Source organism: Rhodoplanes sp. Z2-YC6860, assembly GCF_001579845.1.
Lineage (GTDB): Bacteria > Pseudomonadota > Alphaproteobacteria > Rhizobiales > Xanthobacteraceae > Z2-YC6860.
In genome coordinates this window covers 3,500,948-3,521,905 of record NZ_CP007440.1, presented here as the reverse complement: position 1 = coordinate 3,521,905, position 20,958 = coordinate 3,500,948, and the positions used below count along the sequence as shown (strand labels likewise).

The 20,958-nt window shown below is 64.8% G+C and carries 12 protein-coding genes and 1 pseudogene; 7 read left to right on the top strand and 6 right to left on the bottom strand.

The window, feature by feature from the left end:
- Window positions 1-50: 50 nt before the first annotated feature.
- Entirely contained in the window at window positions 51-1,520 is a 1,470-nt protein-coding gene (locus tag RHPLAN_RS16210; RefSeq protein WP_198164963.1) for an amidohydrolase family protein, read from the bottom strand.
- Window positions 1,521-1,751: 231 nt separating this feature from the next.
- Here RHPLAN_RS16210 and pepN point away from each other — a divergent pair, with 231 nt between their 5' ends.
- The 3 genes from pepN (at window position 1,752) to RHPLAN_RS16195 (ending at window position 8,089) form a co-directional block, all read left to right on the top strand.
- The gene (gene pepN / locus RHPLAN_RS16205; RefSeq protein WP_157100783.1) at window positions 1,752-4,400 is read left to right on the top strand and encodes an aminopeptidase N; all 2,649 of its coding nucleotides are present in this window, start codon (window positions 1,752-1,754) and stop codon (window positions 4,398-4,400) included.
- A 244-nt stretch (window positions 4,401-4,644) separates the two neighbouring features.
- Window positions 4,645-6,969 carry a PAS domain-containing sensor histidine kinase gene (locus tag RHPLAN_RS16200; RefSeq protein WP_068019851.1) on the top strand — a complete coding sequence of 775 codons (2,325 nt, stop codon included), beginning with the start codon at window positions 4,645-4,647 and terminating at the stop codon, window positions 6,967-6,969.
- A 112-nt stretch (window positions 6,970-7,081) separates the two neighbouring features.
- Window positions 7,082-8,089: a Bug family tripartite tricarboxylate transporter substrate binding protein gene (locus RHPLAN_RS16195; RefSeq protein WP_068019849.1), complete on the top strand. Its 1,008-nt coding sequence runs from the start codon at window positions 7,082-7,084 to the stop codon at window positions 8,087-8,089.
- A gap of 190 nt (window positions 8,090-8,279) precedes the next feature.
- Here the strand turns inward: RHPLAN_RS16195 and RHPLAN_RS16190 are convergent.
- Window positions 8,280-8,867: pseudogene (locus RHPLAN_RS16190) on the bottom strand (IS5 family transposase); the annotation flags it as partial.
- 255 nt (window positions 8,868-9,122) lie between these two features.
- Between RHPLAN_RS16190 and RHPLAN_RS16185 the strand changes: the two are divergent.
- Window positions 9,123-10,043 (top strand): ABC transporter substrate-binding protein, encoded by a 921-nt coding sequence (locus RHPLAN_RS16185; RefSeq protein WP_237180196.1) that lies wholly within the window; start codon window positions 9,123-9,125, stop codon window positions 10,041-10,043.
- Window positions 10,044-10,697: 654 nt separating this feature from the next.
- Here RHPLAN_RS16185 and RHPLAN_RS16180 read toward each other — a convergent pair.
- Window positions 10,698-11,678: a Bug family tripartite tricarboxylate transporter substrate binding protein gene (locus tag RHPLAN_RS16180; RefSeq protein WP_198164953.1), complete on the bottom strand. Its 981-nt coding sequence runs from the start codon at window positions 11,676-11,678 to the stop codon at window positions 10,698-10,700.
- Window positions 11,679-11,777: 99 nt separating this feature from the next.
- Here RHPLAN_RS16180 and RHPLAN_RS16175 point away from each other — a divergent pair, with 99 nt between their 5' ends.
- The 3 genes from RHPLAN_RS16175 to RHPLAN_RS16165 all read left to right on the top strand — a co-directional run bounded on the left by RHPLAN_RS16175 (window position 11,778) and on the right by RHPLAN_RS16165 (window position 15,166).
- On the top strand, window positions 11,778-12,758 hold the full coding sequence (locus RHPLAN_RS16175) for a Bug family tripartite tricarboxylate transporter substrate binding protein (protein WP_084244999.1): 981 nt from the start codon (window positions 11,778-11,780) through the stop codon (window positions 12,756-12,758).
- A 12-nt stretch (window positions 12,759-12,770) separates the two neighbouring features.
- Window positions 12,771-13,988: an FAD-dependent oxidoreductase gene (locus RHPLAN_RS16170; RefSeq protein ID WP_068019842.1), complete on the top strand. Its 1,218-nt coding sequence runs from the start codon at window positions 12,771-12,773 to the stop codon at window positions 13,986-13,988.
- Window positions 13,989-14,239: 251 nt separating this feature from the next.
- Window positions 14,240-15,166: a FecR family protein gene (locus RHPLAN_RS16165; protein WP_068019840.1), complete on the top strand. Its 927-nt coding sequence runs from the start codon at window positions 14,240-14,242 to the stop codon at window positions 15,164-15,166.
- Between the two features lie 193 nt (window positions 15,167-15,359).
- Here RHPLAN_RS16165 and RHPLAN_RS16160 read toward each other — a convergent pair whose 3' ends face one another.
- The 3 genes from RHPLAN_RS16160 to RHPLAN_RS16150 form a co-directional block, all read right to left on the bottom strand.
- Window positions 15,360-16,772, bottom strand: coding sequence for an MmgE/PrpD family protein (locus RHPLAN_RS16160; RefSeq protein WP_198164951.1), 1,413 nt, complete (start codon window positions 16,770-16,772; stop codon window positions 15,360-15,362).
- 113 nt (window positions 16,773-16,885) lie between these two features.
- Window positions 16,886-17,860: an amidohydrolase family protein gene (locus RHPLAN_RS16155; RefSeq protein ID WP_084244995.1), complete on the bottom strand. Its 975-nt coding sequence runs from the start codon at window positions 17,858-17,860 to the stop codon at window positions 16,886-16,888.
- 83 nt (window positions 17,861-17,943) lie between these two features.
- Entirely contained in the window at window positions 17,944-20,940 is a 2,997-nt protein-coding gene (locus tag RHPLAN_RS16150; protein ID WP_068019838.1) for a bifunctional [glutamine synthetase] adenylyltransferase/[glutamine synthetase]-adenylyl-L-tyrosine phosphorylase, read from the bottom strand.
- Window positions 20,941-20,958 lie beyond the last annotated feature (18 nt).

Below are 20,958 nucleotides of genomic sequence, written 5' to 3'. Positions count from 1 at the left end.
AATCACGTGGCCGGGCCAACGGGGCCCGGCCACGGACAATAACACGACAGTCACACCCGTTTGTCTGGCACGCCGGCGTTCTTGTAGTTGCGCGCTTGGGCCTCGCGGGCGAGCCGCGCGATGCGGTTCATGTCGACGCCGACCAGTTGCCCGTTCTGCTTCATGATCTTGCCCGCGATCATCACGGTGTCGACGTTGCGCGCCGTCATGCTGGTGACCACCGCGCCGACCGCATTGTTGATCGGCATCACGTTGAGCAGGTCGGTGCGCAGCATGATGATGTCGGCCTCCTTGCCCGGCGTCAGCGTGCCGATCTTCTTGTCGAGGCCGTTGGCGCGTGCGCCTTCGATGGTGGCGAACTCCAGCACCTCGCGGACGGTCAGGAACTTCGGTGGGTCCTTGTCACCGGCAAGACGTTTGGCCCAGACCTCGTTCTTCTGCAGCGAGAACACCGTCCTCATCTGGGTGAAGAAGTCGTTCGGCACCGAGGTCTCGACGTCGACGCTGAGACTCGGCCTGATCCCCAGGTCGATGGCCTTCTGGATCGGCGGGTTGCCGTGGCCCATCAGCGTCTCGACATAGCTCGCGATCGAGATGGTGCCGCCGGTGTCGCGGATCAGCTTCCATTCGGTGTCGTTGAGCGTGCAGCAGTGGATGTAGGTGGTGTCGGCCTTCAGTCCGTCCTTGGCGTGGAGCTTCTCGAGCAGCGCGTTCCTGCCGAACTCGCCGACCCCGACATGGATGGTGATGCGGGCGCCGACGTCGCGCGCGGCCTTGAACTGCTCGAGCGTCTGCTCGGGCGTGCCGCCGGCGGCGAGATAAAGCGTGACGAGCTGATCGTCGCTGGAGAAATACTGCTTGCGCAGCCGCGCAATGTCGCCCGGATATTTCGAGGTCGCGATCTCGAACACCCGGCCGGTTTCGTTCTGGCCGGCACCATAGGCGAACACCGCGCGCACGCCGGATTCCTGCAGGCCCTTGACGCAGGCGTCGCTGTGCGCCGGCGAGTTCTGGATGTGCGACCAGTCGAGGATGCAGGTCACGCCGCTGTCGATCGCGCCGAGCGCGCTGATCAGGTCCGCGACATAGACGTCGTCGGGCACCATCTTGGCGCCGAAGGTGCGCTGCACGACGTTGCGATAGTCGTCGAGCGAGCCGTCCGGCAGCACGTTGCGCAGGAAGCCCTGCCACATGTGCCGGTGGGTATCGACCAGGCCCGGCATCACGATGCGGTTTTTCGCGTCGATCACCTGGGCGTTCGGCGCGCTGATGTTGGGCTGCACGGCTCTGATCGTCTTGCCTTCGATCAGCACATCGGCCTGTTCGAAATCGCCGACCGCGCGGTCGAGCGAAAGCACGATGCCGCCCTTAAGCAGGATCGGCCGCCCGGGCTTGGGCGTGGAAGATTTGGGCGCGGGCGCTGCGGCTGCATCACCCGCCGTTCCGATCACGCTTGCGGCGACCGCCGGAGCTGCCACGGCGCCGGCCGCGGTCGTGCAAAGGAATCCGCGCCGCGACAAGTCTTGGCTCGTCTCTTGGCTGGTCTTTTGGCTCGTCAAAGGTCGCGGCAGACAGCACGGACAACCGGCATTGAACGAATGCGTCACGGTAGCCTCCCTGGCAGCGTTGTTGTTGAGAACATGCTATGCCTGGACGCATCCGCGATCTAGCAAGGTGACTTTGCCCACAATCCCGCCTAGATCGCGTCCCACCTGCAATGGGCAAATACCAACGACGGTCCCCTAGACATGATGCGCACCGAAGAACACCGCCCCGTCCGTCTGTCCGAGTATCGGCCGCCCGACTGGCTGGTCGAGACCGTGGACCTCGATTTCAAGCTTCATCCGACGCAGACGCCGGTGCGCGCGACGCTGAAGGTCAAGCCCAATCCGGCGGCGGGCGCACCCGCACCGCTGGTGCTCGACGGCGACGAGCTATCGCTCATATCGGTGAAGATCGACGGCCAGCTCCTGCCGACCGACCGCTTCACTGCAACTCCGGAGCGGCTGACGATCGCGCAGCCCCCGAACCGGCCATTCACGCTGGAGATCGAGACGCTGGTCGACCCGAAGGGCAACACGCAGCTCTCCGGGCTCTATCAGTCGAGCGGCAACTACTGCACCCAATGCGAAGCCGAAGGCTTCCGCCGCATCACCTATTATCCGGACCGGCCCGACGTGATGGCGGTCTACACCACGCGCATCGAGGCCGACAAAGCCGAAGCGCCCGTCCTTCTCTCCAACGGCAATCTGAAAGAGTCAGGCGATCTTCCCGGCGGCAAGCACTTCGCGGTGTGGCACGACCCGTGGCCGAAGCCTGCCTACCTGTTTGCCCTCGTCGGCGGCAGGCTCGGCCACATCGAAGACAAGTTCGTCACCAAATCCGGCCGCAACGTCACGCTGCGCATCTACGTGGAGCCCGGCAAGGAGAACCGCGCCGGCTATGCCATGGATTCGCTCAAGCGCTCGATGCGCTGGGACGAAGAGGCATTCGGCCGTGAATACGACCTCGACATCTTCATGGTGGTCGCCGTGTCCGACTTCAACATGGGCGCCATGGAGAACAAGGGCCTCAACGTCTTCAACGACAAATACGTGCTGGCGACGTCCACGACCGCGACCGACTCGGACTACGTCTCGATCGAAGCGATCATCGCGCACGAATACTTCCACAACTGGACCGGCAACCGCATCACCTGCCGGGACTGGTTCCAGCTCTGCCTGAAGGAAGGCTTCACGGTCTATCGCGACCAGGAGTTCACGTCCGATCAGCGCTCACGCGTGGTGACGCGCATCGGCGATGTGCGGGCATTGCGCACCCACCAGTTCGTCGAGGACGCAGGGCCCCTCGCCCATCCGGTGCGGCCCGAGCTCTATCGCGAGATCAACAACTTCTACACCACCACGGTCTACGAGAAGGGCGCCGAGGTGGTGCGGATGATCCACACGATGCTCGGCCCCGCGCTGTTCCGCCAAGGCACCGATCTCTATTTCGAACGCCACGACGGCGAAGCCGCGACCGTCGAGCAGTTCGTCATATGCTTTGCCGACGCGAGCGGCCGCGACTTCGGGCAGTTCATGCGCTGGTACTCGCAAGCCGGCACGCCCGAGATCGTGGCGACCGGCACTTATGATGCGGGCGCCAAGACCTACCGGCTTGATCTCGCGCAGGTCACTCCGCCGACGCCAAGCCAGCCGACGAAAGAGCCGATGGTCATCCCGCTGGTGACAGGGCTCATCGGTCGAGACGGCCGGGATCTTCCGCTCAAGCTCGACAACGGCACAACGATCGACCGCGGACTGCTCGTCCTCGACAAGCCGGCGCAGAGTTTTGTCTTCACCGGCATCAACGAGCGGCCGGCGTTGTCGACCAATCGCAATTTCTCGGCGCCGATCAAGCTCACCGCCAATCTTGCGCCGGACGATCTGCGGCTGATGGCCGCCCATGACAGCGACCCATTCAACCGCTGGCAGGCGGTGCAGACGCTGGCGACGCAGCTCCTGGTCGGCAACGTGGCGCGCATTCGCGCGGGTCAGGACCCCGAGGTCGACGAAGGCCTGCTCGATGCGCTCGCCATCATCATGGCCGACAAGAAGCTGGAGCCTGCTTTCGTCGCCGAGACGCTGCTGCCGCCGAGCGAGGCCGATATTGCCCGCGAGATCGGCCGTGACGTGGATCCGGATGCGATCTTCCGCTCTCGCGCGGCGCTCCGCGCTCTGATGGGACTGCATCTCAACAAGGCGCTGAGCAGCGCCTACGAAACCCTCGCAAACCGCGGGCCCTACAGCCCGGACGCGGTCAGCGCCGGACATCGCACGCTGCGCAATGTCTGCCTCGACCTTCTTGCGGCGACGCAAGAGTCGCACGCCATCGGGCTTGCGGCGCGGCAATACCAGCAGGCCGACAACATGACCGACCGCATGGCGGCTCTCGCCACGTTGTCGCTGCACGACGTGCCGGAGCGCGCTGCTGCCCTCGACGACTTCTACCAGCGCTACAAGGACGACCCGCTGATCATCGACAAGTGGTTCGTGCTGCAGGCGGCGACGCCGGACCCGAAAACGCTCGATCGCGTCAAGGCGCTGACGAGCCATCCGGCCTTCTCCATGAAAAACCCGAACCGCGTGCGTTCGCTGATCGGCGCGTTCGCGCAAGGCAACCAGACGCAGTTCAACCGGCCGGATGGCCAAGGCTACGAGTTCATTGCCGACACGATCCTGACGCTCGATCCGGCCAATCCGCAGCTCGCCTCGCGGATGTCGACCGCGTTCAAGAGCTGGCGAGCGCTCGAGGCCGGGCGCCGCGGCCGCGCGCAAGCCGCACTCAAACGCATCGCAGACAAGTCGGGCCTGTCGCGCGACGTCAGCGATATCGTGCAGCGTGCGCTCGCCGACACTTAAGTCGTGAATTTGCGGTGCGGTGTTGGAGTAACGCGCGACTCAACGTATTGAACTGACTCGGGGAATTCAGGGACTGTTGCGGCGGGGACTCGCAGATGAATTCTGTTGAGACGTTAACTAAAAATATTGACTGGGACTCTCGACAAGACTCGCCGCTTCGATTCGAATAGCAGAGTGATTCGAAGCGGTACGGCACACCGTTTCAACCGCGTATTCTCTGGGGACATTTCATCGAGGGGGCTGCATGGCGCGCGCCGCACTGGCGAATGCGTCCGCACGCGCGGATTCCATCAAAGGCTTGGCGCAATCGATCGCCAATCCAGCCTACCGGCGGCTTCTGGTCGCCGAACCCGCGCTCCGCCGGGCGGTCCCGGCGCTGATCATCGCCTTCCTTCTGACCATCGGCGTGGGCGCCGTGGTCCAGGTGCTCGACCATCATCGTCAGTCGGTCGCCGAGGCCATGCACGACCTCGACAACGTCGCCGACTTCGTCGCCGAACGGTTCGACCGCATCGCGACCGCGGAGAACGGCGATGTGACACGGCGTGATCTCCTGGAGCGCGCGCTGTCGACACGGGCCACCGCATTGGGGCGCCGGGTTCTCCTCAGCAACACCGAAGGCATCGTCACCGCAGCGGAGCCCTCCGGCGGACCGATCGGCCGGCACATCAATGATCTCCTCGGCGATATCGAGCCGCTGACCATCCTGGGTTCGAGCGCGGGCGTTGTTGAAATCGAACTGCCCGGCGGCAATCCTGCCTTCGTCACCGTGCGCAGCCTCTCTCATTCCCGCGGAATGCTGATCGCCTATCAGCTTCGCGCTGACGCCCTCGCCCCCTGGCGCGCCGACACCACGCTGACCGTGACGCTGACCGCGACCACTGGCTTCGTGTTGCTGATCCTGGGCTTTGCGTTCCATTGGCAGGCCGCCCGCGCCCGTGAAGCCGATATGATCTACGACACGGTCCGAAGCCGCATCGACACCGCGCTGAACCGCGGCCGCTGCGGGCTGTGGGACTGGGATCTCGCCCGCGGCCGCATCTTCTGGTCGCATTCGATGTTTGCGATCTTAGGGATCGGACCACGTGACGACCTGATGACCTTCGGCGAGGTGAGCCAGCTGGTCCATCCCGACGACATCAGACTGTACGAGGTGGCGGCACAGCTTGCCGACGCCAAGGCGAGCGCGATCGACCATGAATTCCGCATGCTGCACGCCTCTGGCAAATGGGTCTGGCTGCGTGCGCGTTGCGAGCTCGTGCATCAACTCGGCGAACCGGGCGTGCATCTGATCGGCATCGCGGTCGACATCACCGAGCAGAAGACACTCGTCGAGCGCACAGCCGCAGCCGACATCCGCCTGCGCGACGCAATCGAGACCATTCCGGAAGCCTTCGTGCTTTGGGATCACGAGAACCGGCTGGTGTTGTGCAATTCGAACTTCCAGAACCTGCACAGCCTGGCTGACGACGCGATCGCGGCCGGCACCTCCTATGAGGATGTCGTCGCGGCGGGCCGCAAGCACGTCATCCGTTCCAAGCTCGCGAGCGAAGACCCGACCATTCCCGGCGCCCGCACATTCGAAGCGCAACTCGACGATGGCCACTGGCTTCAGATCAGCGAACGCCGCACCAAGGACGGCGGCTATGTCTCGGTCGGCACCGACATCACCCCGCTGAAGCAGCACGAGACCAAGCTCGTCGACAGCGAGCAGCGGCTCCTGGCCACCGTCACCGACCTGCGCAAGAGCCAGCACAAGCTCGAAATCCAGGCGAAGCAGCTCAGCGAGCTGGCACAGAGCTATGGCGACGAAAAGACCCGGGCCGAGGAAGCCAACCAGGCGAAATCCAAATTCCTCGCCAACATGAGCCACGAGCTGCGCACGCCGCTCAACGCGATCATCGGCTTCTCCGAGATCATGGCTTCGGGCATGTTCGGCCCGCTCGGCTCCGACAAATATTATGAGTACTGCCGCGACATCCATTCCAGCGGCGAATATCTGCTCGACGTCATCAACGACGTGCTCGACATGTCGAAGATCGAGGCCGGCCGTCTCAAGCTCGATCTCGAACAGGTCGAACTTGCCCGCGAATTCGACGATGCGCTGCGTGTGGTCACCACGCGCGCCGAAGCCAAGAGCCTCACCGTCACCTCGAAGATCGCGGCCGGCGTCGGCCTGAAAGCCGACCGCCGCGCGCTGAAGCAGATCGTGCTCAACCTTCTGTCCAACGCTGTGAAATTCACGCCCGAGAACGGCCGCATCACGGTGCGCGGCCGGCCCTCACGCAGCGGCGTGATCATCGGCATCCATGATTCCGGCATCGGTATCGCGCGCGACGCGCTGAAAAAGCTCGGCCGCCCCTTCGAGCAGGTGGAGAGCCAGCTCACCAAGACCCAACACGGCTCCGGGCTGGGCCTCGCCATCGCCAAGTCTCTGGTGGAATTGCATGGCGGCACCATGCGTATCCGCTCCATTCCGGGTGTCGGAACGAGCGTCGTCGTCCGCCTGCCGTTCGACGGCCAGCCGGCCCGGCGCCGGGACGACATCACCCCGGCACCGCAGGCCTGAGGGCCGGCCAGGGGCTGTCGCGGTTCCGACCCGCCGAACGCCGTGACCCAATGCGGCGTCATGCCCGCCGATCCCGGTTGCGGAATAGCGCCCGATCGCATAATTCCGCGCCATGAAAAACCAAGCCGGAAATCTCCCCTCGTCCCTGTCGCGCCGGACCGTTCTGAGCGCCGCGCTCGCCCTTCCCTATCTGGCAACCGCCCGGTCAGCGCGCGCGGACAACTGGCCCGACAAGCCCATCAAGCTGCTGGTGCCGTTTGCGGCCGGCGGCAACATCGACGTCAACGGCCGGCTGATGGCGGCGCGCCTGTCCGAGGTGCTGGGCCAGCAGATGGTGGTCGAGAACCGCGTCGGCGGCAGTGGCATCATCGCGACAGACGCAGTCGCCCGCTCTACGCCGGACGGCTACACGCTGCTCTGGGCGAGCACCAACGTGATGTCGATCGTGCCCAACACGACCAAGACGCCTTACGACCCGGTCAAGGATTTCGCTCCGATCAGCGCGCTCGGCTCGAGCCCACAGGTGCTGCTGGTCAACTCCAAGGTGCCGGCCAAGACCGTGGCCGAGTTCGTCGCTTACGCCAAGGCGCAGAAGGACCCGCTTCCCTATGGCGGCGGAGGCGGTGCGGGCAGCGCCAGCAACCTGATCATGGCGCTGTTTCTCGCGCGCGCAGAATTGAAGATGACGAGCGTCGGTTACCGCGGCACCGCGCTGGCGCTGACCGATGTGATCGGCGGGCAGATTCCGACGACCTTCGTGCCCATCCTTGAAGCTTACGCACAGCGGACCAACCCGAATATCCGCATCCTCGGCGTCTCGGGACCGAAGCGTTCGGCGAGCATGCCCGATGTGCCGGCGATCGCCGAGACTTATCCAGGCTTCAGCGCAATCTCCTGGACCGGAATGCTGGCACCCAAGGGCACGCCCCAGCCGATCATCGACAGGCTGTCGAGCGAGATGATCAAGGCCACCAAGGATTCGAAATTCCTTTCGGTGCTGCAGGAGGCCGGCATCGATCCGATCGCCGAGGGTCCGGAAAAATTCGCCGAGATGATCAAGTCCGAACTGCCGGTCTGGGCCAAGGCGGTCGACATCGCGGGCGTGAAGATTCAGCAGTAAGGCAGGACGCGCCGTATCTGTCGGGTGCCGTCACCGTAAGTTCCTATGGCCATGACAAACACGGTCATTTCTGAGGAGCTTCACACGGTCGTCGAGTTTCGTCAGCGCACCGCTCACGCCATCGCGCGTCGAAGACGCGCGTAAACGCGCTTATGGCACCGCGTCCGGGACACGGTCAGAGAAAGCCTGACTAGGACGTGGACTCATTAACGCGCAGCCATAGCCTGATAGACGCAAGCTGAACGAAAGCGAGATAGTTCGCCGCCAGCTTTGCGATCCGACGACAGTGCTTGATCTTGTTGAAGAACCGTTCGACCAAATTGCGGGCGCGGTAGAGATGCGGGCTGAAGCAGATTGGCTCAGCGCGGTTGCATCGGGGCGGAATGTTAGCCAGTGCACCCTTCCTCGCAGCAAGGGCTCTGATCCAATCAGCATCGTACCCGCGATCTGCCAGCAGCATTGATCCGGACTTCAAGCGCGATAGCAATTTGTCTGCGAGACGGTTGTCATGCGCCTCGCCTGCGGTCAGCGCGAGCCGTACCGGCAGGCCGTTGGTATCGACCAGCGCATGGATCTTGCTGGTCAGCCCGCCGCGTGACCGTCCCATGGACTGCTTTCGGTTCCGGACGATGCAGGCCCCGTGCTGATACACGCGAACAATCGACGTGTCGATCAACTGTACCGACGCATCATGGGCTGTGGCCAACGCGTCCATGATCCGGCCCCAGACTCCGGCCCGTCGCCAGCGAACGAAGCGGTTGTAGCAAGTGGTGAACGGGGCCTTCAATCTGCCGCCATTGGCCCCAGGTCGCTTTCGCGGGCGAAGCTGACATGCGAATAATTTGCAAATGTTGCAAATGACCCATCTCGGACATCGGCAAGTATCTCGTGTTGCAGTAGCGAAGCTGATTCTGCCCTATCAAAGCACTCGTTTGAACTGCTACCATGCCAGCTCCTGAGCCCAAGGGGCGTCCACATGAGGCGACGAGAGTTTCTCGGTGCGCTGGGTGGCATAGCGGCAGCGTGGCCATTGGTGGCGGTCGCACAGGGGCGGTCTCAAGTCGCGCGTATTGGCATTCTTCATCCTGGCTCGCCACCCGATCCATGGCTCGACGGATTGCGCGATGGACTGCGCGAACTCGGTTATGTCGAGGGCAAGGATCTTGTCTTTGACTACCGTTGGGCCGAGGGACGTAGCGAGCGATTGCCGGATCTTGCGGACGTTTTGATCGCGAGCAAGGTCGACGTCATCGTCATCATGACCGGACCGGCTGTACTGGCTGCCAAGAAACGCACCGCGACGGTACCCATCGTCATGGCGGTAAGCGGCGATCCGGTCGGGACCGGAGCGGTCGGAAGTCTTGCAAGGCCGGGTGGCAATGTGACCGGCCTTTCTCTCATGTCCGATGAACTCGCCGGGTTGCGAGTCGGCGTGCTCAAGGAAGCCGTGCCGTCAATAAAGCGCATCGGCGTCCTCTACAATCCATCAGAACCGCCGACGAAGGTGGAATTGCGCGAAACTGAGGCGGCAGCAGCCAAGTTGGGAATGACGCTACAACCGCTAGCGGCGACTAGCGCGGAAGATCTCACGCAGCGATTCGTAGACGCCTCGGTGGGCAGATGCGACGCGATCATCACGTTTGCCCACGGCTTTGCATTCTTGCACCGGCGTCGCATCGCCGAACTGGCAGCGCAGCACGGGTTGCCCGCGATGTACGGCTGGCGCGAGCACGCCGATGTTGGCGGTCTGATGACTTACGGTCCAAACGTGAAGGCGACGCTGCGGCGAGCCGCAAGTTACGTCGATCGCATCCTCAAGGGCGCTAAGCCCTCCGATCTACCGGTCGAGCAGCCGACTAAGTTCGAATTGGTTATCAATCTCAAGACAGCGAAGGCGCTTGGCATAGTAATGCCACAGACCGTCATGGCTCGCGCTGACACCGTGATCGAATAGACTCGATTTGCTGCGGTGCGGATGTCGCCTTCTGGCACATCGCGTCATTTCGTTGCGATGAGGCAACTGGGTCGCTTTTGGATCGAAGCGGACATCGCGCCGAGTTTATGAGTACACGGCCTATTTATACTTGCATCTAGTGTAATTATGGTCCTGCCCTGCCTTGTCAAAGGCGTCGTCGATCGCGACGCCGGATGACGAAGCAAGGCGCGGCCGCCGACAACGCGGTCCGCGATGGAGCGCCGAGAGGCGCCCGGGCTCTTCGCACGGGCCCGCGCGCCCCGGGACCCCCACCCCCTCAAAACCTTGGGTCCCGGAAGCTCGGCGTGCAGGCTGGCCGATCGCAAGGCTGGCCTAAGGGAGCCGATCGCAAGGCTCCCTGGGCGCCTCCCGGCGCTCCATCCCTCTCCTTTTTGGAGAGAGAAGGAAAACAGGGAGACGGGCGCATCCGGGCGTCCGAAAACAAAACCCCGGAGCAGCGGAGCGTTGGCTGAAATGTCTCGACGTCGTCATTCCGGGGCGCTGGCGAAGCCAGCGAACCCGGAATCCAGTCCAGCAAAGACTGCTTCCTTGACTGGATTCCGGGTTCGCGCCTTCGGCGCGCCCCGGAATGACGACTGCGCTTGGTGCGGCTTGCGCAGCCTCAGGACGCAATCACTGCACCGTAATGTTCGCGTCGCGGATCACCTGGCCCCAGCGCGGAATCTCGCTTCGTATCCAGGCGGCGAATTCCTCCGGCGTGCTGCCGACCGCATCGAAGCCCATCGAGACGAGTTTTTCTTTCACGTCCGGCATCGCCATCACCTTCACCACCTCGCGGTGCAGGAAATTCACGAGGGCTTTCGGCGTTCCGGTCGGAAACACGAAGCCGTTGACGATGTCGGCCGGCAGATCGTGGCCGGTTGCCTCCTTCATGGTCGGCACGTCGGGCAGCGCCGAGGAGCGGCGGCTGCTGAACAGCGCGAGCGCGCGCAGGTTTCCGGCGCGGACGTAAGTGACCGCGGACGGCAACGCCGACACCGACATCGGCACATGACCGGCGATCGCCGCAGCGGTGCCCGGCCCACCGCCATTGTATGGCACGTGCGTGATGTCGACCTGGAACGTGACCTTGAACAGTTCGCCGGCGAGATGCGCGGGCGTGCCGCGCCCGGCCGAGGCGTAGCTGAGTTTGCCGGGATCGGCCTTGGCCAGCGCCACCAGTTCGTTCACGCTTTTCGCCGGCACCGACGGATGCACCACCAGCACGTGGGGCGACGAGCAGAGCAGCGAAACCGGCTCGAAGTCCTTGTAAGGGTCGTAGGGAATCTTCGGATAGAGGTTGATGTTGGTGACGAGGTTGCTGGTCGCGCACAGCGCCGTGTAGCCATCCGGCGCGGCGCGCGCGGTCGCGGCCATCGCGATGTTGCCGCCGGCCCCCGGCATGTTCTCGACATAGAACGGCTGGCCGACCGCTTCGGTGAGCTTGGCCGCGACGAGCCGCGCCGTGGTGTCGCCCTGCCCGCCCGGCCCCGTGGTGCCGATGATGCGCACCGGCCGCGTCGGATAGGCTTCGGCTTGCGCTTCCTGCATGGCGAACGGAACCGCAGTGAAACCACCCAGAGCCTGTAAGAACTGCCTGCGAATAAGCGTCATGGCGCGACCTCGCGGCTTTGGTGCGACACACCCGGCAATTGGCATGACGCTGGCATGGGTGATTAAATCGCGAAAGCTCGCATCAACGAAAGTGCCTTCATGAGAAAATTCGGAATGATCTGCCGCTTTGGCCTGCTCCTGATGCTGGCATCCGCTGCATTGGCCGGCCCGGCAGCCGCGGAGGATTGGCCCTCGAAGCCCGTCCGCATCATCGTGCCCTACGCGGCGGGCGGCAACTCCGACAGCATGGCGCGGCTCGCCGCGCAGCGCCTCTCCGAAGCGCTCGGCCAGCAGTTCATCGTCGAGAACCGGATCGGGGCCAACGGCTCCATCGCGGCGGACACGGTCACCCGGGCGGAGCCCGACGGCTATACGCTGCTCTGGGGCGTGCAGCCTGCGGTGACGGTGGCGCCCGCGCTGACCAAGGTGAATTTCGATCCGATCAAGGATTTCACGCCGATCAGCGTGGTCGGCACCAATCCGTTCGTGCTTGTGGTCAACAAGGACATCCCGGCCAAGACCCTTTCTGAGTTTGTCGCCTGGGTGAAGTCGCAGCCCAAGACGCTGTCCTATGCCGAGGGCAGCTACGGCAGCATCACGCATCTCTCGATGGTGCTGTTCCTCAATCGCGCCGGGTTGCAAATGACCAATGTCAGCTACCGCGGCAACGCGCCGGCACTGACCGACGTCATCGCCGGCCACCTGCCGGCCATGTTCTCGAACCTGTCCGACGCACTGCCGCACGCCCAGAGCGGCGCGATCCGGACCCTCGCGGTATCGAGCGCCGCCCGCGTGCCGCAACTGCCGGATGTCCCGACCGTCGCCGAGGCCGGCTATCCGGGCTACAAGGTTCTCACCTGGAACGGGCTGTTGGCGTCGGCCGCCACGCCCAAGCCGGTCGTTCATAAAATCGCGGCCGAAATGGCCAAGGCCTGCAAGGACCCCAAATTTATCGAGCGGCTGTCGACCCTTGGCGCAGACCCGTCATGCATCACGCCGGCTGAGTTTGCCGAACTGGTGGCCGCCGATCTAAAACAATGGTCCGAGGTGGTCACGACCGCCGGTCTCAAGCAGCAATAAGCAACAGGCAATATGACAACGGAACGTGCCATTCTCATCGCCGGCGGCGGCCCGGTCGGTTTCATCACCGCGCTGGCGCTGGCGCGCCAGGGCCTGCCGGTCCACCTGTTCGAGGCCGAGCCTCGCATCAACGACATGCCACGCGCCGCCACCACGCATGCCGCGACCCTGGAAATGCTCGCGGGCCTCGGCATGGTCGACGAGGTGATCGAGCGCGGCTATGTCGAGCCGCTGTTCCGCATCTGGGACCGGCAGTCCAAGCAGCTGATCGCCGAGTTCGACTTCGGCCTCCTCAAGGACGAGACGCCCTACCCGTTCGCGGTGCAATGCGAGCAGCACAAGCTCGCCGGCATGGCGCAGCGGCGGCTGCGCGACTATCCGAACGCCACTGTCGAGTTCTCGGCCCGCGTCACCTCGATGGAGCAATTCGCCGACCACGTCGAGATCACCGTCGACAGCGCCGAGGGCACCCGCAAGATCGCAGGCAGCTATCTGATCGGCAATGACGGCGGCCGCTCCACCGTGCGCAAGGCGCTCGGCATCGAGTTCTCCGGCTACACGCATCCCGAGCGGTTCATGATCCTGACCACGACCGAGGATCTCGGACTCATCTATCCGGGCTGCACGCGCAACTACGTGACCGATCCGGGCGCCTGGTTCTCGGTGTTCAAAGTGAGCGGCGACGAGCGCGGTCCCCTCTGGCGCGTGCTGTCGGCGACGAAGATCGAGCAGACCGACGAAGAGCTGATGAATCCCGACGCGACCGAGAAGCGGCTGCAGGCCTTCATGCCGAAGGCCACGCCTTACGATGTCGTGCACCGCAATCTCTACAACGTGCATCAGCGCGTCGCGGCGAGCTTCCGCAAGGGCCGGGTGTTCCTCGCGGGCGATTCCGCTCACGTGAACAATCCGCTCGGCGGGCTCGGACTCAACTTCGGCATCCACGATGCCGTCGAGCTGACCACGCTGCTGGGCCGCGTCATCCGCCGCGAAGCGCGCGAGGACGTTCTCGATCAGTACGACCTGCACCGCCGCCCGCTGAACATCGAGTTCGTCCAGCAGCAGACCATCGCCAACAAGAGGCGCATGGACGAGAAGGACCCGGTGGCGCGCCAAAAGGAGCAGGAACAGCTGCGCCGCACCGCTGACGATCCGGCCTTGCACCGGGCCTATGTGCGCAAAGCCTCGCTGATCGAAAGCGTCAAGAAGCGCGACGCGGTCGCGGCCTGACCGCTACGGCTTTCCGGTGCCCGTGACGCCTATTCTCAATAGATTCCCTCAGCCCCTCAGGGGTGCTCTATAGGAATTAAGTGTCACGAGGCGTCACAAGCGTCACCGTGGGCGAAAAACCTTGAAACGGGGCGAAACGCAGCCACTTCGCGCCCCTTCCGGTATTCTGGTATTCCGACATTCGCCGGCCGGCCGTTGCCTGTTTCCCGCCTCAAACCGCTGCGATAGCGTTCCCGGGCTTGGGGACTCACATGCAGCGCCGTGAATTCATCACGCTTCTTGGCTGCGCGGCTGGCTGGCAGCTTTCTTGGCCGTTTCAGGCGCGCGCGCAAACGTTGGCGAGCCCTACCCAGGCAACCGACAATCAAGTCGGCCAGGTTGCGACCCTGCAAGGCAGCGCAACCGTAACCCGTAACAATGCTGCGGCCGTTGCTCTGAAGGTCAGCGATCCGGTCTACAGGCGCGACGTGCTGCAAGCCGGTGCGAATTCGCTGCTCAGCGTCACCTTCGATGACGAGACGACCTTGAACCTCAACGCCAACGCCCGGCTGACGGTGGACAATTTCGTCTACCAGGAGGGCGGCGGGTCGAACGCGGCGCTGTTCAACGTCATTCGCGGGACCGTGGCCTTCGTGGCCGGTCAGGCCGCCAAGACCGGCGACATGAAATTCACCACCGCGACCGCGTCGCTCGGCATCCGCGGCACCACCGGCGTGATCGAGGTGCCAGACGGGGCCGCAGGCGGCACGACCGAGCCCAGGATCAAGCTTTATCCGGACGCCGACGGCCGCGTCGGCCGCATCGAGGTGTTCGACCGGCAAGGTGGCAGGCTCGGCACGCTCACGCAGGGTGCGAGTGCATTTGCGCTGCGGCCCGGCCTGGGTGGACGGATCGCTGCCGTGCCGTTCCAGATTCCGCCGCAGGAGGCCGCACGCGACCGTAGCGTCGTGCAGCGGCTGTTCGCTTCGCACAATGTCGGCCGCCAGATGGCGATCCAGCGGCGGCAGCAGCGCCGTCAGAACCAGCCACGGCAGAACAACCAGCGGCCCAACCAACAGCGGCCCGGCGGCCCGCAACAACAGAACCGCAATCCGCGGCAGCAGCCGTTCCAGCAGCAACCCCGGCAGCCGCGCGAACGGCCGCCGCGAGGCAACCGGCGCGGTCCGAACAGGCCGTAGCGAGTTTCGCACCTACTCGGCGGCTGCGGTTCTTGTCCCCTCTCCCGCTTGCGGGAGAGGGTGGCGAGCGCATGCGAGCCGGGAGAGGGCTCGGACGAGCAGCAAGCGCCGCTCTCCCCCCTCGCCTTCGCTCGGGAGCCTTTCCCCGCTTCGCTGGGCGAGGGGACCAAGCCGCAACAGTGAGGCTTCAAGCTCACGCCTGCAGCGAAAGCATCCCCAGCAAGACCGAAAGGTCCCTGGTCTCGTCGAGAGCCCACAGCGCCTTCAACACGGCGTCGGTCTTCTGCTTCGGCCACCGCCTGCCGATATTGCTGCGGAATTTGTGCTCGACGTCGGCGCGGCCCATCGGCCTGCCGACAAAGCCCGGCACGTCGTCGACTTCGCGGGTGATGCGCTGCCCGTCGATCAGGATCGCGGTGGTCCGCGTCGGCACCGTCGACGGGCCGGTGCGCGCCGTCAGCGCCGGGTCCTCGCTCACCTTGATCTTGCGCATGAAGGCGAGCGTCCGCGGATCGTGAATCTTCGCATGCTCGTAGCTGTCGTTGTCGATGTCGCCCTCGAACATCGCCCGCGCCGTGATGTAAGGCAGGCTGTGATCGGCGGTGTCGCGGTTCTCCGGCGTCCATTTCTCGGGATCGCGCCCGGTCTGCTCGTAGCCGCGTTTGGTCGTCGCGATCTCGATCGCGCTGATCCGCTCGAGATCGCCGACCTCCTTGGCGACCGCGATCGCAGCCGCGATCGCGGTCTGGGAGTAGATCACTGCCGGATAGGGCTTCATGCCGCACTGATGGATCCGAAATGGCACGCCCTTCCTGCCGAAGCCATCGACCGCCACCTCGCCCGGTCCCGACACGAGCTGGAAGAAGCCCTTCCGGCCCTCGAAGATCGGCGCCGGCCCCGTGATGCCGCCGCGCGCCAGCACGGCCGCGAACACGGCGTTGCGCCCGGCTTCGGGCGCGGCCAGTCCCTTCCAGTCCGAATTGGTCTGCGCGCGGGTCTGCCCCATCGGGATGTGATCGTTGATCGCGATGTTGACAGCCTGCGCGAGCTTGTCGGCCGGCAGCTTCATCAGTTTGCCGGCCGCGAGCGCCACCGCCGGCAGGCCGTGCACTGGGGGATCCCAGTTGCGCGCCGCGATGTCCAGGGCGTCGATCAGCCGGCAGTTGATCTCGTAGGCGAGCGCGATCGACGTGATGAGCTCCGCGGCGCTCGCCCGCTCGGCCTCCGCGACCGCGAGACAGGCCGCGATGTTGTCGCTCGGATGGCCGGTAAAACGCCCGACATAGGCATCGTTGAAGTCGTGATAGCGCGACGCCGCACTGTTGGCGAAGGCAGCAAGATCAGGCGTGGCGCGCAGGCCGGTGCCGATGACCGTCGAGACGCCGCCCGCATAAGCCAACGCCACCTCGCGGCACACCCGCACCGGCCGCTCGTCGAAGGCTGCGATGCCGCAACCGATCGTATCGATGACGTGCGACTTGATCCGCTCGATGGTCGCGGCATCGATATCCTCGTAGCGCAGACTGTCAGCATAAGCGGCAAGCCGTTCGGCCAGCGGACGTTGCGAGTTTTTCGGCGCTTCGGCAGCTTGAGCGTGTTGTGTCATGCCATGAATTCCAAAACCATGAACTCCAAGGACGGCTGAGCCTGCGATGAGAGCGCGGCGCGAGATCGCGTGAGACATTCTGGGTTGCCCTGCATGCCTGGAGTTGATCTGCCTTACGCCGGCTTGCCGAAACCGTAGAGCGCCTCCGGGTTTTGCACCAGGATGCGGTTGCGCGTGACCTCGTCGGGCGCCCATTCGCTCATCAGATCGAACAGCAGTGCGTCGTTCGGCTTGTTGTTGTCGGGCAGACCGGGATGCGGCCAGTCGCTGCCCCACACCAGGCGTTCCGGCGCGGCCTTCACGAAAGCCTGCGCGGTCCTGGTCGCTTCCGGATAGGACGGCGGGCCGGCCTTGCTGTTCGAATAGGCGCCGGATAGCTTCACCCAGGTGCGGCCTTTGTCGATCAGCTCGCGGACGACCTTGTGCGACGAATGCTCGACGCCGGCCGGCAGCGGCGGATGCGCCAGATGGTCGAACACCATCGGTGTCGGCAGCCGGCGCAGCATCGGCGCCATCTCGTCGATCATCTCGCCGTCGACGTTGAACTGCACGTGCCAGCCGAGATCCGCGACGCGCTTCGCCAGCGGCTCGACCATGTCGGGCGTCACCGCGCGAGAGCTTGGATCGGCCAAGCTGAAACGAATGCCGCGGATGCCGCCTTCGTTGAAGGCCTTGAGCTCGGCATCGGTGACCGACGGGCTCACCACGGCAACCCCGCGCGCATTCGGCCCGAGCTGCGAAATCGCGTAGAGCGTCACCCGGTTGTCGGTCGCGTAGTTGCGCGGCTGCACGATGACGACGCGCGTGGTGCCGATCCGTTTTTGCAGCAGCCGGTAGTGCTCCACCGTGGCGTTCGATGGCGCCTTCCGTGGATTGGGCGGCATCGCGAAGCGCGCCGGATCGTAGGTGTGCATGTGGCAGTCGGCGGCATTGGCCGGCGCCTTAAGCCTGGGCGGCTCGGTGCCGACCGAATTCGGCACCGCATTCAGCGCTTCTTGGGCACGGCTTGGCTCGATGCGAATTCCCGAGGCGGCAACGGCGACTGCCGCCATCGAGCCTCCGGTGACGAAGGCGCGGCGCGCGATCATGCTTTCCTCCCAGCTTGTCTTTTCTTGTCTTGGGCCAAGCCTACACCACTTGGCGGAGCGGTCGGAAGGCGGTTGGGACGTGCTTAGCCCGCGCTCACGATCTGATTGAACGTGGCCCGCACCTTCTGCTGCGTCTCGGCAACATGCGCATTGAGGGTCGCGAAATTCGGCAGATCGGCGGCGCGGCAGAGCAGGTCGAGCAGCCCCTTCCCCGCGGTCTTCGGATCGAACGGCCCGGGCAGACAGAGCCGCAGCACCTGCGTCAGATTGTGGTAGAGCCGCACCGCAGGCCGCAGCACATCGGCATGTTGCGGCGACAACAGCTCGAGCCGCCACGCCTGGTCGAGCACGCGCGCGGTGTTGGTGTCGAGGATTTCCGGATGCTCGGCGGCATGCACGAGCTGCAGATGTTGCGCGATGAACTCGATATCGATCAGCCCGCCAGCCGCGTATTTCAGATCCCAGCGCTGATCCTCGCCTTTCTCCTGGGCGATCGCCTGCCGCATGTCGGCGACATCGACGGCGACCGTTGCAGGATCGCGCTCACGGCGCAGCACGTCCTTGATCACCCGTGACACGCGCGCGGCGAATTCCGGCGGTCCGGCGACGACGCGTGCCCGCGTCAGCGCCATATGCTCCCAGGTCCAGGCATCGACCTCCTGGTAGCTCTTGAAGGCCTCGATGCTGGTGGCGATCGGGCCGGAACGCCCGGACGGGCGCAGCCGCATGTCGACGTTGTAGAGCGCGCCGTAGTTGGTCTGCGACGACAGCGCCGCGATCAGCCGCTGGGTGAGACGGGCGAAATACTGAGCGCCGTAGAGAGCCTTCTCGCCATCGGACTGCGGGTTCTCCGCATCGAAGTCATAGACGATGATCAGATCGAGATCGGAGGTCGCGGTCATCTCCCAGCCGCCGAGCTTGCCGAGTGCGAGCAGTACGGTCTGCTGGCCGGGAATGCGGCCGTGCCGCTCGGCGAGCATCTCCTCGACCCGGCGATGCAGCGCGCGCACCGTGACGTCGGCGATCCGGGCGAACGCGCCGCCGGCCTGCTCGGCCGACACCGTACCGGACAGAATGCGGGCACCGATCAGGAACATCTGCTCATGGCTGAACATGCGCAGCCGGTCGAGATAATCCTCATAGGCGCGATCCTGACCGGTCAGGCGCGCGAGCTCGGCGTCGAGCGTCGCTTCATTCGGCAGCGCACCGAAGAAGGTCGGCTCGAGCAGCGCGTCCATCGCTTCGGGATGCCGCGCCAGAATGTCGGCAAGCCGCGGCGCGGTGCCGATCGTGAGCGCCACCAGCGTCACCAGATCGGGATTCTGCTTGAGCATGGAGAACAGGCGCGACCCGCGCTCCAAGCCCCGAATAAAAGTATCGAAGGCTGTGATCGCAGCCTCCGGATGTTCGGAGCGCGCCAGACGCTCAAGCAACGACGGCACGAGATCGGCAAACTGGCTTCGAGCGAATTCACCGCGCAGCGCCTTGTATGAGCCGTGGAACCAGTCCCGCACCGTGGCCGAGACCTCCAGCGGCTTGCGAAAGCCCATGGCGCCCAGCCGATTGAGTGTCTCGCGGTCGTCGGCGTCCTTGGGAAACGTCAGCGCCAGGCGGCTGGCTTCGCTCGAGGTTTCCTCGAACAGCCGGATGTAGTGGCCCTGCACCTGCCGCAGATGGCCGAGCAATGTCTCGGCAAACTCGTCGCGGTCCTTGAAGCCGGCAAAGCGGGCAAAGCGGTCGAGCGCCTCGCGCTCGGCGGGCAGCGTATGGGTCTGGTCGTCGGCGACCATCTGCAGACGGTGCTCGGTTTCGCGCAAGAACAGGTAAGCGGCTTCGAGATCGATGCGCGCCGCCTCGCCGATCCAGCCGCCTTCGGCGAGTGCTGTCAGCATCGGCAGCGTTTGGCGGCCGCGCAACTCGGGATGCCGGCCACCGGCAACGAGCTGCTGAGTCTGCACGAAGAACTCGATCTCGCGGATGCCGCCGCGCCCGAGCTTGATGTTGTGGCCCTCGACCGCGATATCGGCGTGGCCGCGATAGGCGTGGATCTGCCGCTTCAGCGACTCGATCTCGGCGACCGCGGCGAAGTCGAGATACTTGCGCCAGATGAACGGCGACAGCTGCGCCAGGATATCCTCGCCGGCCTTGACGTCGCCGGCGCAGACCCGCGCCTTGATCATCGCGGCGCGCTCCCAGTTCTGGCCGACGCTGCTGTAGTAGTTCAGCGCGGATTCCACGGAGACCGCGATCTGCGTCGAGGCCGGATCGGGCCGCAGCCTCAGATCGACACGGAACACATAGCCGTCGGCGGTGCGCTCTTGCAGGAGCTTCACCACCCCCCGCGTGATGCGCACGTGGAACGTCGTGGCGTTGTCCTTGTCGACCAGCGCCGGCGCCTCGCGGTCGTAGAACACGATGAGGTCGATATCGCTGGAATAGTTCAGCTCATAAGCGCCCATCTTGCCCATGGCGAGCACGATGTAGCCGCTGTCCGCCTCCGGTGCGTCGGGGGCGGCAGGTTTGAGCTTGCCGTTCGCGGCCGCCTCGCGAAGCAGATAGCGCACCGCCGAACTCACCGCCGTGTCGGCGACCTCGGTCAGCGCCTGCGTGGTCCGCATCACCGGCCAGACGCCGCCGATGTCGGCCATCGCTATCAACAGCGCGGCCTCGGCCTTCATCCGCCGCAGGAGTTGCATCGCTGTGGCTTCGTCCGCGGCCGTGGCCACGGCCTTCGCGGATTTCGCCAGCAGCGCAGCGAGATGCCCGCCTGGTTCGGCGGTCAGCACCGTCAACAAGCGGTCCGGTTCGGCGGTCGCGAGATCCCAGAGGTAGGGCGATCCATCGGCGAGGCCGAGCAGCAGCGCTTCGAGGCCTGGCGCCTCACCGATCAGCTGCTTGATCGATTTGCCAGCCGCACCGCTGCCGATCTCGGACAGCCATTCGCTCAGGCGGTCCCGCGCAGCTTTCGGATCGGCAAGACACGGCGCATCGCCGACCGCAAATGCGAGTCCCTGCCCCGTGTTGCTTGACCGAACCGGCTCGTTCGCCGGTTTGGATGGCTTCTTGACGCCCCGGACCATGCGCCTGTCATAACCGCA

Coding starts and splice junctions, on each gene's coding strand:
- pepN (WP_157100783.1), top strand. CDS start 1,752: ATGCGCACCGAAGAACACCGCCCCGTCCGTCTGTCCGAGTATCGGCCG.
- RHPLAN_RS16200 (WP_068019851.1), top strand. CDS start 4,645: ATGGCGCGCGCCGCACTGGCGAATGCGTCCGCACGCGCGGATTCCATC.
- RHPLAN_RS16195 (WP_068019849.1), top strand. CDS start 7,082: ATGAAAAACCAAGCCGGAAATCTCCCCTCGTCCCTGTCGCGCCGGACC.
- RHPLAN_RS16180 (WP_198164953.1), bottom strand. CDS start 11,678: ATGACGCTTATTCGCAGGCAGTTCTTACAGGCTCTGGGTGGTTTCACT.
- RHPLAN_RS16175 (WP_084244999.1), top strand. CDS start 11,778: ATGAGAAAATTCGGAATGATCTGCCGCTTTGGCCTGCTCCTGATGCTG.
- RHPLAN_RS16170 (WP_068019842.1), top strand. CDS start 12,771: ATGACAACGGAACGTGCCATTCTCATCGCCGGCGGCGGCCCGGTCGGT.
- RHPLAN_RS16165 (WP_068019840.1), top strand. CDS start 14,240: ATGCAGCGCCGTGAATTCATCACGCTTCTTGGCTGCGCGGCTGGCTGG.
- RHPLAN_RS16160 (WP_198164951.1), bottom strand. CDS start 16,772: ATGACACAACACGCTCAAGCTGCCGAAGCGCCGAAAAACTCGCAACGT.
- RHPLAN_RS16155 (WP_084244995.1), bottom strand. CDS start 17,860: ATGATCGCGCGCCGCGCCTTCGTCACCGGAGGCTCGATGGCGGCAGTC.
- RHPLAN_RS16150 (WP_068019838.1), bottom strand. CDS start 20,940: ATGGTCCGGGGCGTCAAGAAGCCATCCAAACCGGCGAACGAGCCGGTT.